General features: G+C 35.7%; 15 protein-coding genes. 8 read left to right on the top strand and 7 right to left on the bottom strand.

All coding sequences use genetic code 11. The features are described 5' to 3' along the window. Positions 1–706 precede the first annotated feature (706 nt). Positions 707–1,417 (top strand): HAD family hydrolase, encoded by a 711-nt coding sequence (locus I586_RS08280; protein ID WP_010765596.1) that lies wholly within the window; start codon positions 707–709, stop codon positions 1,415–1,417. A 56-nt stretch (positions 1,418–1,473) separates the two neighbouring features. Here the strand turns inward: I586_RS08280 and I586_RS08275 are convergent, their stop codons facing one another. The 4 genes from I586_RS08275 to I586_RS08260 all read right to left on the bottom strand — a co-directional run bounded on the left by I586_RS08275 (position 1,474) and on the right by I586_RS08260 (position 9,554). Further along, positions 1,474–4,671 (bottom strand): DEAD/DEAH box helicase, encoded by a 3,198-nt coding sequence (locus I586_RS08275; RefSeq protein WP_010765597.1) that lies wholly within the window; start codon positions 4,669–4,671, stop codon positions 1,474–1,476. A gap of 20 nt (positions 4,672–4,691) precedes the next feature. Continuing rightward, positions 4,692–7,835, bottom strand: a complete 3,144-nt coding sequence (locus tag I586_RS08270; RefSeq protein WP_010765598.1) for an AAA family ATPase — start codon at positions 7,833–7,835, stop codon at positions 4,692–4,694. A 1-nt stretch (position 7,836) separates the two neighbouring features. Then, the gene (locus I586_RS08265; protein WP_010765599.1) at positions 7,837–8,976 is read right to left on the bottom strand and encodes an exonuclease SbcCD subunit D; all 1,140 of its coding nucleotides are present in this window, start codon (positions 8,974–8,976) and stop codon (positions 7,837–7,839) included. Positions 8,977–9,179: 203 nt separating this feature from the next. Continuing rightward, positions 9,180–9,554, bottom strand: a complete 375-nt coding sequence (locus tag I586_RS08260; RefSeq protein WP_010765600.1) for a winged helix-turn-helix transcriptional regulator — start codon at positions 9,552–9,554, stop codon at positions 9,180–9,182. Positions 9,555–9,710: 156 nt separating this feature from the next. Between I586_RS08260 and I586_RS08255 the strand changes: the two genes are divergently transcribed. The 4 genes from I586_RS08255 to I586_RS17100 all read left to right on the top strand — a co-directional run bounded on the left by I586_RS08255 (position 9,711) and on the right by I586_RS17100 (position 12,752). Next, positions 9,711–10,895 (top strand): NADH-dependent flavin oxidoreductase, encoded by a 1,185-nt coding sequence (locus I586_RS08255; RefSeq protein ID WP_010765601.1) that lies wholly within the window; start codon positions 9,711–9,713, stop codon positions 10,893–10,895. A 261-nt stretch (positions 10,896–11,156) separates the two neighbouring features. Next, the gene (locus I586_RS16945) at positions 11,157–11,462 is read left to right on the top strand and encodes a glycosyl hydrolase family 28-related protein (RefSeq protein ID WP_162139055.1); all 306 of its coding nucleotides are present in this window, start codon (positions 11,157–11,159) and stop codon (positions 11,460–11,462) included. 195 nt (positions 11,463–11,657) lie between these two features. Further along, entirely contained in the window at positions 11,658–11,987 is a 330-nt protein-coding gene (locus I586_RS16940; RefSeq protein ID WP_139242638.1) for a hypothetical protein, read from the top strand. A 348-nt stretch (positions 11,988–12,335) separates the two neighbouring features. Further along, positions 12,336–12,752 (top strand): LPXTG cell wall anchor domain-containing protein, encoded by a 417-nt coding sequence (locus I586_RS17100; RefSeq protein WP_051092202.1) that lies wholly within the window; start codon positions 12,336–12,338, stop codon positions 12,750–12,752. Positions 12,753–12,882: 130 nt separating this feature from the next. Here the strand turns inward: I586_RS17100 and I586_RS08245 are convergent, their stop codons facing one another. After that, complete coding sequence (locus I586_RS08245) at positions 12,883–13,503, bottom strand: lysophospholipid acyltransferase family protein (RefSeq protein WP_010765605.1); 621 nt, start codon at positions 13,501–13,503, stop codon at positions 12,883–12,885. Between the two features lie 160 nt (positions 13,504–13,663). On the opposite strand from I586_RS08245, the gene I586_RS08240 reads away from it, so the two are divergent. From I586_RS08240 to I586_RS08230, 3 genes are read left to right on the top strand one after another with little or no spacing between them, the layout of a single operon-like run. Further along, a complete protein-coding gene (locus tag I586_RS08240; RefSeq protein WP_010765606.1) occupies positions 13,664–14,080 on the top strand; it encodes a GNAT family N-acetyltransferase in 417 nt (138 codons plus the stop codon). A gap of 29 nt (positions 14,081–14,109) precedes the next feature. Continuing rightward, positions 14,110–14,844, top strand: coding sequence for a tRNA1(Val) (adenine(37)-N6)-methyltransferase (locus I586_RS08235; protein ID WP_010765607.1), 735 nt, complete (start codon positions 14,110–14,112; stop codon positions 14,842–14,844). Beyond that, positions 14,834–15,109, top strand: coding sequence for a GIY-YIG nuclease family protein (locus tag I586_RS08230; RefSeq protein ID WP_010765608.1), 276 nt, complete (start codon positions 14,834–14,836; stop codon positions 15,107–15,109). Before I586_RS08235 ends, I586_RS08230 begins: the two co-directional genes overlap by 11 nt. A 76-nt stretch (positions 15,110–15,185) precedes the next feature. On the opposite strand, the gene I586_RS08225 is transcribed toward I586_RS08230, so the two are convergent. Further along, entirely contained in the window at positions 15,186–15,734 is a 549-nt protein-coding gene (locus tag I586_RS08225; RefSeq protein ID WP_010765609.1) for a cysteine hydrolase family protein, read from the bottom strand. A gap of 31 nt (positions 15,735–15,765) precedes the next feature. After that, on the bottom strand, positions 15,766–16,458 hold the full coding sequence (locus I586_RS08220) for a 5'-methylthioadenosine/adenosylhomocysteine nucleosidase (RefSeq protein ID WP_010765610.1): 693 nt from the start codon (positions 16,456–16,458) through the stop codon (positions 15,766–15,768). Positions 16,459–16,470: the final 12 nt, after the last annotated feature.

Raw genomic sequence — 16,470 nt, 5'->3', positions numbered from 1 at the left:
GCAAAGTTTGAACGTCATTGATTATGTGGGAGAATAATTCTATTTTCATTTTATAGTTTTAGACATTTTTTTCTAAAGTAAATAGAATGTCATATTGAAAAGCGTTATTTAACTTAGACAGTTATCCATTGGATTGCAACGTTATATTTGTAAGTAACTGGCAATGCGAATCTTTTTTTAGTGTAAATTTTGTTCGTGATCATACGAAAATACAACCATTCAGACTCATAAGTATGAATGTTCACCGAAACAAGAAGACATTCTCTCAGGTTTTTTATACATTTTGAGAACACCGTAATACTGTTATGTCAATCACTTGAAAATAAAAATGGAATTTGTTAAATTATAGGTATACATGTACATCATAAAAAACACCGGTGAGTCGCTTATGTCTTGGGGAAGATGGGCCTGATCGGTGTTTCTGTCTTTTATTATACTTAATGTTGGAATTTTTTTCTATTTCAAAAATGTGGTATCGAAACGACTTTTTTGACTACTGATTGATCAAATGATGTTTTTTTATGCGTTTTTGATCAAACAAAAATAACGCTATTGCTTCTTTTTTTTGCCTTTGATTATTTCAATCCTATCATCATTCTAATCTAAATTAGAATTTTTCTTTCTGTTCTTTTGTGAAAAAGTTCGCTACAATGAAAGAGGATTATGAAATTTTTTCTGAAAATTATTAAGGGGTGCAATTGTTTAAATGAAAACCATTGTTTTTGATGTGGATGATACAATTTATGACCAGCAACAACCATTTAGAAATGCGATCAATTCAGTTTTTCCACTTGTAAAAGCTGAGGATATGCACGCATTGTATATTCGCTTTCGTGTCCATAGTGATGAAACTTTTCCGAAAGTTATGTCTAATGAATGGACACTAGAATACATGCGCTTTTATCGTATCGATCAATCATTACAAGACCTGGGTTATCCAAGCGTTTCACAAGAAGATGGACTCACTTTCCAAAAAACATATGAAGACGAACTGGATAATATCGTTATGCATCCAGAGGTTAAAAAAGTATTTGATTTCTTAAAAGAGAAAAATATCCCGATGGGGATCATCACAAATGGACCTACAGATCATCAGTTTAAGAAAGTAAAACAACTACAACTTGAGAACTGGGTTCCGACTGATAACATTATTATCTCTCAAAGTACTGGGTTTCAAAAACCGGAACGTGAGATTTTTGATCTTGCCGCAAAAGAATTTGGCATGGATTGCGAACGTACTTTATACGTAGGAGACAGTTTCGAAAACGATATTGCTGGCGCTAAAAATGGTGGCTGGAACTCTTTATGGTTTAATCATCGTTTACGTGAAATGCCTACAGATGAAGAAGCTTATCATCTAAAAGAAGTGCGATCATTTGAAGACCTGTTTCCAACGATCCAATCTTTATTTTCATAATAATATAAAAAGTACAGTGCGTATTTAGACTCTCTAAATACGCACTGTACTTTTACTTATTCACCAATACTTAAAATCATTCGAATATCATCTTCGGTCATTTTGGCTAATTGTTCTTCGTTTCCTTGAATTACTTTTTGGAACAATTCACGTTTTTCTTGTTGTAAAGAATCCATTTTCTCTTCAACTGTTCCTTCAGCGATCATTCGCCAAACTTCTACGACATTTTTTTGACCAATCCTGTGTGCACGTCCAGCAGCTTGTTCTTCCACGGCTGGATTCCACCATAAATCATAAAGAATCACTGTGTCAGCACCCGTTAAGTTTAATCCAGTTCCTCCCGCTTTCAATGAAATCAAAAAGACATCCTTCTCTCCAGCGTTAAAGGAATCTGCCATCGTCATACGTTCTTTCGGTTTCGTGCTTCCTCTTAAATAGAATGTTGATAAACCTAACGCATCGAGTTCTTTTTCGATGATCGACAGCATGCTTGTAAACTGTGAAAATAACAACACACGTCTATTATTTTCTTTGGCAGCTACTAATAAGTCTTTGACTTGCTCTAGTTTACCAGAACCACCAGTATAGTCATCAATAAACAAACTAGGGTCACAACAAATTTGACGTAAGCGAGTCAACCCAGCTAGAATGCTCAGGCGATTCTTTTTAAAGGCATCTTGGTCCATCTGACTAACATCTTCTTGCATTTGCTTCAAATAAGCTAGGTAAACTGTCTTTTGTTCTTCTGTAAGAACACTATAAAGATTACTTTCGATTTTATCAGGAAGATCTGCCAATACCGTTTTCTTATCTCGTCTTAAAATAAACGGCTGAATCATTTTTGCAATTTCTTCTGGCTTCATTGATCTAAATAACGTTTTTGATGGGAACAATCCAGGTATGATCATTTGGAAAATCGACCATAACTCATCCAAATTATTTTCAATTGGTGTCCCACTTAATGCAAATCGTTGTGGTACAGTCAGACTTTTTAATGCTTGTGCTGTTTTTGTTCCACTATTTTTTACCATTTGAGCTTCATCTAAAATCAAATAACCTAAATTCAATCGTTGATACATATCAATATCTTGTCTAAGACTAGCATAAGATGTAATCAATACATCTAGTCCTTCTTGGTTGGCTAGTTTTTCCCGTTCCATTTTGTTACCAGCGACAACTTCCGCTTGCAAATCTGGAGCGAATTTTTTAAGTTCTGCCACCCAGTTATAAATCAAACTCGCTGGTGCAACGATCAACGCAGCCCCTGTTTGCTTTTTCTCTTCTTTTTCAGATAATAAGTAGGTGATTGTTTGCAGGGTCTTTCCAAGACCCATTTCATCCGCTAAAATCCCACCAAATTGATAATAACTTAACATTTTTAACCATTTAAAGCCGTCGATTTGATACGTTCTCAAAGTAGCCTGAATTTTTTCAGGTAACACGGCTTCAAATTTCTCTGGATGTGTTAAATTCGTTACCATTTCTTTAAATGAATCAGAGAAATGTGCTTGGCTATTGTTTTCCAACATATTTTCAATTATCAAGCCTTGATTTCTTGGCACTTGAATTGTTCCTTGAACATTTTTCATGTTCATTCTCAGCATTGTCAATACTTCACTTGTTTGTTGAAATTCTTCTGAATCTAAGGATAAAATTTCGCCTGTTTCCAATGTATAAAAACGGTCATTACGTAACAAACTAGCTAAAACAGCATCTATCTCTTGTTCCGCTATGCCAGTAATATCAAAGCGAACATCTAGCCATGAATCAGAATCAGAAACTTCGATCAATGGTTGGTGATGTGCTGCATCCAAATACAATTCACGTAATTTTTTCCCCATCCGAACCTCGCCCAAACGACGGAAAGTTGGAACTTCTGCTTTAAAGAAATAATATAGACGCTCACCCGCTGGTAAATTCTTTTCATACCCATCTGCCACTTTCTGATAACCAAATGTCGCTAACTGATCTAAAATTTCTTGTTCTTTTTTTCCTTCACGAACAACTTCCTGATTCTCTCCCGATGCTACAGAATGCTTCTCATCGGTTGAAAAAACTACTCCTCCATAAGTAAAGTCAACGCGGACTTTGATCATCCCTTTTATTTTTCGAAAAATAAAGATTGCTTCTAATGGATGATATACGACTTCCTGAGTCACTTCTTCACTGACTGAGACAGTTCCCAGTTTCTTCAATAGAGGAATTACACTACCAAATAAATCGGACAGTTCCGCCTTTTCATAAATGATTTCGGGTTTTTCAACTCGCTTCAAGAGCTGTAAAAGTGTCGTATAGATTGCTTCTTGTTCTTGTGTAAAGAGATACACCCGATCTTTACTAAAGCCCCACTGGTAGTGAGATAAAAAAGTCGTTATCTGATCATCTATAACCAATTTATATGTGCCGTCTGGTTGTTTGCTTAGATCAAATAGAATCGGTAACTTTCCGTTAGTAAATGAAAGATGACGGTATTTTATTTCATCATCGTTTAATTGGAAGTGTGGTAACTTGCTCATTTTTTCAAGGAGTTGCTGACCTTGATCGATTGGCAAAACAAGATAACGTTTATCGATTTTCCCTTTGACTTGGATCCCATTTGCGCCTAGTAATTGGCTTGTTTGATAAATTGCAGCCAATTGCGCTAATAATTCTTGATGTTCAATTGAGAACGCTTCTTTGATCAAATCAAAATGATGTTGTTTATTGATTAAAAAAGTTCCTTCTTTTTGAAATGACTGAAAAAATTCGCCGATATTTTTAATAATATACGTTTTTGGCTTTACCCCTTGATGTCCAAGTCGCAAAGAGACACCTAATACAGCTAACTCTGGATAGTAATTATTCGTTTCAATCACATCTACAATATATTCAACAGTTAGTGGCGTGATTTTTCTTTTCTCTTCTGACTGATTTAATTTCGCAAAACCTTTAGTAAACATTTCTGAAATTGACAGAGAGCGTTTTTCAAATACCACTGGCTGATCTGCTTTTATGATTCTTGACATCCCTTTTTGCCGTAAATATAATTCAACTGCGACCGTATGCTTACAATACCCATGGTCCTTCCAATAAGGACATTCGCAAATATCATTTTCTTTAGCAGTTCCATCTAATTGGATACGGTATAATTCATTCCCTAAAACCTCGGCATGCCACACTTTTCGCTCCGCATCTTGATCAACAGATATAACTCTGCCTTCTTTCATATAATCTCTTCCACGTTCAACGATTCGTTCTGGAATACTCCACTTCATGTTCTCACCTCCTAGGCTAACTATGCCGTTTGATAGGTCACTTGACTTTGACCATTTCCATTTGTTTTTATTTGTAATTGCTGTGGAATCCTTGCTTTAAGTTCACTAACATGACTGATAATACCGATCATTCTTCCTTCGTTTTCGATTGTTTCTAAGGCCTCCATTGCCATTTCCAAAGCCTCTTCATCTAAAGACCCAAAGCCCTCATCAATGAACAATGCTTCAATCAAAACACCGCCTGCTTGTTGTTGGATCACTTCAGCTAACGATAACGCTAAAGCGAGTGCCGCAATAAAACTTTCTCCCCCAGATAAGGTATGGGCGCTACGAGTGCTTCCAGCATTATCATCATATACATTAATTTCCAGACCTGTTTGATTTTTATAACTCCCAGAGTCTTGATTTAATTCAAATTGATAACGATTATTCGTCAATAAACCTAACCGTTGATTTGCTACTTTTAAGACTTCTTCCAAATAGGTTTGTAAAACGTATCTTTCCAAACTTGTTTTTCTTGGATTGTCGCCATTTACAGTTGCAGCTAATTGATGCAATGCAGTCACTTCTTCCCACTGCTCTTCAATTGAAGCAATCAATTCTTTGACTTGCTTCTGGATTTTTTCATTCGCTTGAATTTTTTCTTGCTGTTGATAATAATTTGCTTCTTTTGTTTGAATTGAAATAGTCAATTGTTCTATCTCCTCTATCAAACTAGCAAGTTCTGGTTGCTCTTTATTTTCTAATTTTTTTTCAAGTTCAAGTAATTGGAATGTGAGTTGATCTTGTTTCTTGTCAAAAGTCACTAATTCGTCTTTAATTTCATCCAATTTTGGCACTTCTCTCAGTAAAACTCGCACAACGTTTTCATCTAAGCCGAATGACGATTGCTCTATGGCTTTTGATAATTGTTGCTCTAATGTATTTTTTTCTGAAAGATTTGATTGTTGTTCGTTTACCAAATGTGTCTCACTGTTTTTCAATAACAAATGATTCTCTTTTACTTTTGCTAATTGTTCTTCATTTTCTTGCTTTTGTACTTCCCATTGTGTTACTTGTTGTTCAAGTTGTTGTTTTTGAGTGGTTACTTCAGCTAATGAAAGTTGCCCATCACTCAACTGTTCTGAGATTGTGTTTAGTTTGGTTTGATTTGCCTCTTGTTTTTGTTGATTTTCCTGAACGATTTTTTCGTGTTCGAGTACTGTTAGTTGTTGTTCTTCAAGCGTTTTTTCGAGTTCAGAAATGTTTTTCTCAGCCATTTTTATTCGTTCTAATTCAAATTCAAACTTAGTAGATTTTGTTTTAAAATCAGTTGTGACTTGATCGATTCCCGTAGAAGTCAATGGAGTAGCTAACAGAATATTTTGTTTTTCTTGTAGCTGTTCAACGAAAGAATTGACTTTGTTTGTTTGTTTTTCTAATTCGCTCTGTAGTTCCTTTTGACGCTGTTTTATTTGTGTGACTTGCGCTTGTAGTTTCGCAACAATTGCTTCTTGTTTTTGAGCTGTTTTTTCGGTTTCATTTAGCTCATCTTCGATGGATTGAATTTCTTCTAGAGTAAATTCCTGATGCTCTTTTTGATTTGGGTGCTCCACTGATCCACACACAGGACATGGTTCTCCCTCCACTAAAAATAAACTCAAGCGGCTGATTTGCATCTTAGCCCATCTACTTTTTTGATCTGCAACGTTTTTATAAATCGTCTCTTTTTCGGCTTTTTCTTGTTTTAGTTCGGTTTCTATCAATTCCAGCTGTTCTACGAGACTCACTTTTTTTGATTCAAGTTGTTGCTGTTTATCCCAATTTTCTATAAAAGCAAACCATTGATCTTGTTGTCGTTCTAATTCTACTTGTTCTTTCTCAATTTTGGCTTTGCCATCTATAATCATTCGTTCTTTTTGATACGCTTCTTCAGTACTTGCTTGTATTGCTTTTAATTCCGAAAGTTGTATTGCTGACGTTTTTAACTTCGCTTGATTTTTTTCAATCATGCTCGCCACTTTTTCCTTTTCTTCGTACAAAGGGATTTGGAATTGTAAAGTTGAGACTTTTTCTTTTAAAATCGTCATTTCGGCCACTTGATCGAGTGTTTCTTTTTTTATTTTCTCTAGTTGCTGTATCAAGTTTACTTGTGTTTCCTGTTCTATTCGATTGCTTTTTAATTGGTGATCATACATAGAAATCAATTTGGTTTTCTCATCGATTTTCTCAATTAATCCTTGATGATTTTTCACCCATTGAAGTTGTTGTTCTTCCGTTCTTAATTTTTTGATCCTCTCTTTTGCTTGATCTAATTCTTCTTTTTGTTGCTTGAGTTGACTTTGCTTCGTGAAAGCATTCGCCAACTCCTCTAAGGCGAATTTTTCTTGTTCTTTTTGCTGTTTTTGTTTTTGTAAGACAGATAACGCATTCTTTTCTGTTTCTTGTTGTGTGATCATTGCTTTTTGCTGTTGATCGACTAACGCTAATCGCTGTTCCGTTGTCTCCTCAGCTGTTATCTGTTCTTGCCAATATACCTGATCCATTTTTGCCTGAATCGTTTGTTGTGTTGCCTCAATCTCTTTATTTACCGTCTTTAATTGATCCTTTAACTGCTCATTCAGAGTTTGATACAATTGCGTACCAAACAAGTTTCGTAAGACTTTTTCCTTATCAGTGCTATTGGCAATCAAAAACGTTCGGAATTCTCCTTGAGGTAAAAGCACGATCTGTGCAAATTGAGTTGCATCCAAATGGAGCAGTTCTTGTATAAATTGATCAACTTCTCGGCGCTTAGTATACTCTCTAAGCTCTTTTCCTAAATGATCCTTAACGATCAATGAAATCTTCGCACTTTGGGTACGCGTGCCATCACCACGTTTTTTATATAGTTCTTGTTCTGGTTTTCTTGTGATCTCATAAAAGTAATCCCCATGTGAAAAAGATAAATGAACCTCTGTAGGTTCTGATGGATCAGCAAAGGTCGACCGCATTTCTTTTCCTTGACGTAGTTTCCCTGAACTTTCACCAAATAAAGCGTAGCTCATGCCATCAAAGATGGTTGTTTTACCAGAACCAGTCTTTCCACTGATCAAAAATAGAGAAGAGTCCTCAAATTTTGTAAAATCAATCGTTTCAGCAATATAAGGTCCAAAGTTTTTCAAAGTTAGAGTTAATGGTTTCAACTTATTTCCCTCTTTCTGCTTGGTGAATAGCTCCTAGATTTTCTTCGATCCATCGTTGTTGTTGTTGCGTCAGACTTTCTCCAGTTACTTCTGAAAAAAATTGATCCACTAATTCTACTGGTGCTAAGGTTTTTACTTCTTTTTTTGTTTCAGTCTGTTTTTGACGTTCTTCTCTGCCAAATAACCGTTCAACTCCGATCACTCGTGGATAAATTTTGCGCAACTGATTCATCATGTTCGGAATCACCGCACGATCCGTTAGTTGAATATGTAAATAATTTTCACGATTAATTGAGTCGTAAAAAGTTTGTGATGTTAATTCTTTAAATCCACCTTCGATTTGCTTCACATCTCTAAGCGGTGTTAGTTCTTTAAATTCAAAAGTTGTTTCAGAGGGTTGAGTATCAACGATCCAAACCCCTTTTTTTTGATTCATTTCGGACAATGAGAATTTCAACGGCGAACCACTATAACGTGCATTTTCGGCCTGTAGTGCATTTTTTCCATGTAGATGTCCTAATGCTACATAGTCGAATGATTCTAGCAAAGATAATGGGACAGTATCTAAACCACCGACCATCAACTTTGTTTCCGAATCAGACTTTTCACTGCCCGCCACAAAAAAATGACTGACTAACACATGGGCCATATCGGGTTTAAATTGCTCTTTCATCTTCTTGATGACCTCTTGCATTGCCTGCTCAATTGTACGAATTTCTTCATTATCAAAGAATAAACGAGCGGAAATCGGTTCAAAATAAGGCAATAGGAAAAATTGTGTATTGCCCATTTCCACTGGTTGGAAAGCTTGATCCAAACGAGTATTCAAATGAAAATCCGATTGAACAAACCACGGTCCTCCAGTTTCTAATCGAGTACTACTGTCATGATTACCTGAAATCGCTAAAACAGGAAATTTTTCTTGCAAATTCATTTCTACGATCATCTGATTGAATACCTCAATTGCTTCAACAGACGGAACTGACCGATCATACAAATCACCTGCAACAACAATTGCATCTACTTCTTCATTCTTTGCAATTGCCAAAATTTGTTGAAACGCATCGACTTGTTCTTCTAATAAATCATAACCATGTAATTTCTTGCCAATATGCCAATCGGCTGTATGTAAAAAACGCATGTTTCCACCACCTAAAAAAGTCCTTCTTACTATTATACCAAATTTATGGAAAAATATATTGTTCAAACGTATCAAATTTTTATTCTGCGTTCTTTGCTGCTTCAAATTATCGTTACTTTTTTTAATCATGTGATTGCAGCAGTAAAATAAAAACAAAGACAGCCTCTATTGGTAGCTGTCCTCTCATTGTATCCTATTTTAATTTAATAATTTAAAAAACCAGAATAATTGTCATTCAAAAGCTCTACATCTTTTCCGCTATCTACCATATCATGCACTCGTTTTTCTCCCCAAACAGACATTGCAATCAAAATTTCTCTCAACGATTTCCCTTGCTCAGTCAATGAGTATTCCACTTTCGGGGGCACTTCTCCGTAAACTTTTCGTGTAATGATTTTATCAGCTTCTAATTCACGTAATTGTTGCACTAGCATCTTTTGTGTAATAGAAGGAATTTGTTTTTTCAATGCACCCGTTCTCATCGGACCATTCCCTAAGTGACAAAGAATAATTGGCTTCCATTTACCACCAATTACATCCAATGTTGCTTCAATTGCTAAATGATAAATTTTTTTCATTTTCTCAAACCTTTCAACTCTATTAGGCTTACAATTGTTACTTTTTAGTGACTATAACACTTAAAAGTAGGTACTTGTTCCTTTTGATTTATGATTTATACTAACACTTACAAAGCAGAAAAACAAAACTATTATTTTATGAATGGAGCGAATCGTATGGTACAAAATTTTTTATCTAATTATTCTTTTCCGAATGGCTTAACCCTTAAAAATCGTGTTGTCATGTCTCCTATGACGACAATGGCTAGTTTTCACAACGGCATGGTCACATCTGATGAACTTGCTTATTATGAAATGCGCGCAGGTGGACCAGGTATGATTATTACGGGTGTTGCAAATGTTAGTGAAAATGGCAAAGGTTTTGAAGGGGAGTTATCCGCTACAACAGATTCTATGATCCCAGGTTTAACAAAACTATCTAAATCCATCAAACAAGATGGAACAAAAGCTATTTTACAAATTTTTCATGCTGGAAGAAAATCGTCGACTAAAATTCTTAGAGGTACACAGCCTGTTAGTTCAAGTGCATTAAAGGCCGTTTACCCAGAAGATTCAGAAGTCCCTAGAGCTTTAAGCGAAAACGAACTCTTACAAATAATAGATGATTTTGGTGAAGCAACTAGACGAGCTATTTTAGCTGGCTTTGATGGTGTGGAGCTACACGGCGCCAATACGTATCTATTGCAGCAATTTTTCTCAGAAAATTCAAATCAACGATTAGATGATTGGGGTGGCTCATTAGAAAAACGTCTCAAATTTATCCTATGTGTAATCGACACCGTTAATGAAACTGTTAAAAAGTATGCTGATAAACCTTTTATTGTCGGCTATCGTCTCTCACCAGAAGAAATCGAAACACCTGGCATCCGTCTAAAAGATTCACTCTATTTAGTTGATAAAATCAAAAATGAAGTAGATTATATCCATCTATCAATCGGTAGTTACAAACGGACTTCTTTAAATGAAAAGGACAATAACGCTACTCTAATTTCACAATTTGCAGCTATAACAAAAGGTGTAGTTCCCTTGATTGGAGTAGGATCAGTAGAACTCCCCGAAGATGCAGAAAATGTCTTGGCAGACGGAGCAGATTTGGTAGCAGTTGGGCGCGAGTTGATTCGTGAACCTCATTGGGTACAAAAAATTGAAGCGGGTGACGTTGAAAGTATTCGGACAAAACTAAGTCCCTTTGATATGGATGAACTAGCAATTCCAACCGTTATGCAAGTTTACCTTAAAGAAGCTTTCAGTCGTGTGATGCATTTTACAACTGATTCAAACGCAATTCAAAATTATAGTGATTCTCTAGCTCCAATGGAAGGTTTTGAAAAAAAACTTTAGATATTAAATTTTACCCATAGAACGCCAATGTAAAGTAGCTCATGAAAAAGGAAAAACTCTCCCCTTTTTTCTGAACTACTTTTTTTTTATTTCCACAGAATAAAATAATTTAAAATCAAAAAAATATTTGTTTTTCATTTATATTTCTTCTCGTAAATTAAATTTACTTATTTATGAAATCAGGTTATTATAACATTTAATCTAAGAACAAAGGAGTTCCAATACACAATGAAAAAGGCTTTAATTAAACTGAAACACCTCTTGATACTCAGTGTCCTAGTCATTTCAACTATTTATATTCCACCCTTTTTAAACACACACGTCGTATCTGCGGAATCCGTATTTAGCGATACAGTTAACGCAACTGACACTCAATTCTTTGTTGACCAAGCCTTGATTCCAAATGACCCAAATGATCAAAGCGCTAAACTAAATGCCATTCTTACACAATTGGAAAGTAGTCCCCAACCATTATACATACCATCTGGCACCTACTTGATCAATAATTCTCATGTATTACCCAACCACGTACATATTATCGGTGATAAAAATGGCGCTACTATTTAAAAAAACAGCAGTGCTAACGAAGTTTTCCTTGGTAATTCGAAAAATTATACCGCTAAAACTGGTTTGCATTTAAAATACTTATTTTTTGATAATCTTACGATCAATACTGAATCCTTTAGTGATATAAGCATTAAAAATTCTATTTTCTATAATCCTGAAACTGACTTTCAAATTCAAACAAGTCGTGGAACAGATGTGACGATTGAACACAATATCTTTTTAAGAGATGTTGCCCATACAAAAGCTGTTTCTGGCAATGCTCGTTGGAATCGATCTATTTATATTGGTGGTTATTCTACATCCTCGAAATATGAGCATCAGACAAATACTTCAATCAATGAAAATCTTTTTGGTGCAAAATTAAATGAGTTGGATGCCTTGAAATCAATTCATAAAGTACCTGAGCTAACTGAAACAATTGAATTATTACAAACAGCTTTACAAGAGAACGATCAAATCAAAAATAGCTTACAAAGTAACGAACAAAATAATTTTACAACTTTTGTCAATTCTTACAGTACTTAAAAAAAAGCGACATTCATAAAAAATATTTTTTACAGCAACCGCGACAATCAAGACACTGGCGGAATTGAACAAGATCACGTCGTCTATTTAAGAGGGGCACAAGATATTGTATTTGCTGGAAATCATATTCGTGGTTCCCAAAATGGAACGGCTGGTGGTCTAAAATTTAAATCTGGTCGAAATGTTTCAGTTTTAAATAATTATTTTTGCAATAGCGGTTTAATTCTTTATGATACAGCTGAATATGGTTTAAGTGACCGCTATGAAAAAGTCGGTGAACTTTCGAATATTCTTGTAAAGAGCAATCAGTTTGATTGGAAATATTGGGATGGTAACTACGCAATCGGCATGGAATATAACAGTCAAGCGCCTAATGCAGCAGATAAATTAACTATTACGTTAATTGACAAAGCAGGAAATCGTAGCCTACCTCTTGAATTAACGGTTAATGCCGTGACAGATTCTTCTTCTACGGATCCAAGCACAAGTAGCACTACAGATCTTAGTAGCACAAGCGATACCCAAAGTTCAGAAACAATAACTGAAGAATCTAGTACCCACGAGAACTCATTTTCTAGTTCTAAGGACTCTTCAAGCAATTCAAGTGTTTCAAAACCATCACAGCAAAAACAATATAACAACAATCCTAAAAAGAATCTGCCAGAAACAGGAGAACGTACGTCGTCAACTATTTTACAGATCATCGGCTTGCTTCTACTAATTGGACCATTTTTTTTCAGAAGAAAAAAACAAAAATCACTATAATACAAGATGAAGCTGGGACAGAAGTGTTTACCTCCGAGAAATAAGAAGGAGTTACTTCTGCACCCACCGTTTATTCGAACATCAAGAGCCTGAAACATAACTTTTTTAGTTATGTTCCAGGCTCGTTTTATCATTCTTTCACTTCATATTTAAAACTAGGATCGATTTCTTTATCTAAACGATCAAATGAATCCTGTAGTCTACGTTCAACTTCGGCAATGCCCTCTTTATCCATCTTAGCAATATCGCTAACATCGATTGGCTCACCAAACCGAACAGTCACACGGCGACGTTTGAATAACTCTTTTAAAGTCAACGGACCTTGGTATACTGCTGGAACGACTTTAACTTTAGCCATTTTAGCAATCAATGCCACGCCACCTTTTAGCTCTGATGAATGACGTGTTCCACTAGGAAACATAACCAAACTTAAATCGGTATTCTTCAGCGTTTTTACAGGTGTCTTAATAGCACTAGGTCCTGGTTTTTCCCGATCGACAGGAAAGGCATTGGCATGTTTTAAAATAAAACTTAAAAATGGATTTTTAAATAATTCTTTTTTCGCCATAAAACTAAACTTTTTTGGTGATCCACCAACAGCTAGGTATAAAGGCTCCCACCACGTTCTATGAGGCGCAACTAAAATATAATTTTCGTTTTGAGGAATGCGGTCTTTCTTTTCATAGTGCGCATTGCCGTTGATAATAAATAAAACAACCCGGACAACGCCACGCATAAATGTAAAAAACATGTTTTTCTTCCTTTCTTTTCACTAGCTATAAGTATGCCGAAAACTGTTGCTTTTGACAAGTCTTTTTCACAGGTTTCTTCTAAACTTAATTGTAGTATAATATAAGGATATCTTATGTTCCATAAAACAGCTTTACTGTATAATAAGGAGGTCATTGCCAATGCTCGAATACAAACCCATAACTACAGAACAAAATGAAGCAAATTTAATTGCTCTTCTTTCTGAAAATCAAGAAGAAGAAAAAAAGGTTCCAGCAGAAAAAAATACACATTTTTCATTAGCCTTATACGATGCTGACCTTTATATTGGCGGAATCACAGCAAATAAGTGGATGAATGCGACTCATATTTCTTTATTAGCCGTAAACAAAGCTTATCGTGGCAAAGGATATGGTACTGAATTACTAAAAAAGGCAGAAACATTTGCTAGTGAATCTGGTTCAAAATTAATCACGATTCACACACAAGATTATCAAGCAAAAAGTTTTTATGAACAATATGGGTATCAAGTATTTGGACAATTAGAGGATACGCCATTTAGTGGAACTACAAAGTATTATTTAGTGAAACACATATAAATCACAACAGATAAAGGACTGAATCTAACATGTTATTGCCCGGTGAACGAATCGACCAGTTATTCGCAGATGATATTCAAATCATTCAAAGCAAAGAAGTTTTTTCTTTCTCAATCGATGCTGTCTTATTAGCAAATTTCCCTTCATTTCCAAAAAATGGGACAATCGTTGATCTTTGTGCTGGAAATGGAGCGGTCGGGTTATTCGCTAGCCGCAAGACCCACTCTAAAATCATACAGATCGAATTACAAGAACGTTTAGCGGATATGGGAAAAAGAAGTATCCAATTAAATCATTTAGAAGAACAAATGAGGATGTTTGAATTAGATTTAAAACAAACAACTACAGTTGTTAAACCTGATTCAGTAGATTTAGTTTTATGCAACCCGCCTTACTTTAAAGAGTTGCCAACCAGTCAAAAGAATCCTAATCCTCATTTAGCGATTGCGCGGCATGAAATTCATACAAACTTAACAGAAGTCGTTGATGTTTCTGCTAAGCTATTAAAAACAAACGGCCGCTTAGCTATGGTTCATCGCCCAGATCGCTTTCTAGACATATTACATGCAATGGAGATTGCCAATATTGCGCCTAAACGAGTTCGTTTTATTTATCCTAAAGTTGGAAAAGAAGCGAATACCTTATTGATCGAAGGAATCAAACAAGGAAAAAAGGATGGTTTTCGTGTTTTATCCCCACTATTTACTTACGATGAACAGAATAATTATTTACCAGAAATGAAGGCGATGTTATATGGAAACTGATCACTATTTTTATGTTCTCCATTGTAAAGACGATACTTTTTATGGTGGCTATACAACAGACCCCGCTCGACGTTTAAAAGAACACAATAGTGGTACGGGAGCAAAATATACTCGACTCTCTTCCAGATTACCTGCAGAAATGATCCACATCGAAAAATTCAGCAGTCGAAGTGATGCGACAAAAGCAGAATATGCCTTTAAAAAATTAACAAGAAAACAGAAAATGGCTTATCTAAAAAAAAAATCATCTAATAAATCCTCATAGTTCTGAGAAAAGTGTAATGCCCCCAAAAAGTCTAACTTTTTGGGGGCATTACACTCACCAGCGGTTGCATTTTTCTTTATTCTACAATCGTGGCTCCTAAGCTTTTTTCAAAATGGTTCAACGCCCATTCATGGCCTACAGGATCAAAACTTGCGACAGCCTTTTTATGAATCACGATTTTATATCCTAAATTATACGCATCCACAGCTGTATGTAATACGCAGATATCCGTACACACACCAACCAAATGAAGTTCTGAAATCCCTCGTTCCCTCAACCGAATGTCCAAATCAGTTCCGCTAAAAGCCGAGTAATGACGCTTATCGATCCAATAAACAGTTGCACGTTCACGGTTGTTCTCATAAACTGTTTCAAGCTCTCCGTAAAGATCACGACCACTTGTATCCACAATATTATGGGGTGGAAATAGCGCATTTTCTGGATGATAAGGATCATTTTTATCATGACGATCAATAGCAAACACGACAAAATCATTGTTTTGAATAAATGATTTAGTTACATCTACCAAAGCTTTCTCAATTGCTTGACCTGCCTCACCCGTTGTCAAAGCACCTGTTGTTGCAACAAAATCGTTCGTATAGTCGATTGAAATCAAAGCTTTCATTTTAGGTCCTCCATATCAAGAATCTGACAAATTAAACAAGATGCTCTACAAAATTAATCACCATTTGTGCTGATTTTTCTCCAGCCTCTTCGATAAATTCATCAAAAGTCTGAGAAGCTTCATGATCTGCCGTATCACTGATCGCTCTGACAACTAAAAATGGAATATTGAATTGAGCCGCTGCTTGAGCAATGGATGCTCCTTCCATTTCACAGGCCAATGCCTCTGGAAATTCCGCAATAATCTCTTTGACTTTTTTCTGATCATTAACAAAAGAATCTCCCGTTACGATCAAGCCATGATGAACTGACATACCTGTATTTTCCGCAGCTTTTTTCATTTCTAATTTTAAGTAATCACTTGTTTCATAATATAATGGCATGCCTGGTAATTGCCCTGGCTGATAACCAAATCCTGTAACATCCACATCAAAGTAGGCTAATTTATCCGCAATCACTAAATCTCCCACAGCTAATCCTTGACCGATTCCGCCAGCAGATCCTGTGTTGATCACCATATTTACTCCATACTGATGAATTAATAAGGTTGTTGTCACAGCCGATAAAACTTTACCAATGCCTGATCGGACAACAATCACTTCATGGCGTCCTAATGAGCCTGAAACAAACAATGCGCCCGCTCTTTCCCAAGATCGAGTATCTGATAATGTTTCTTTCAAGATTTTTACTTCTTGGTCCATAGCACCAATAATTCCAATTTTCATAATGCCTTCCTC

This window comes from Enterococcus moraviensis ATCC BAA-383, from assembly GCF_000407445.1.
Taxonomy (GTDB): domain Bacteria; phylum Bacillota; class Bacilli; order Lactobacillales; family Enterococcaceae; genus Enterococcus_L; species Enterococcus_L moraviensis.
This window is presented reverse-complemented; position numbering and strand designations above follow the sequence as displayed.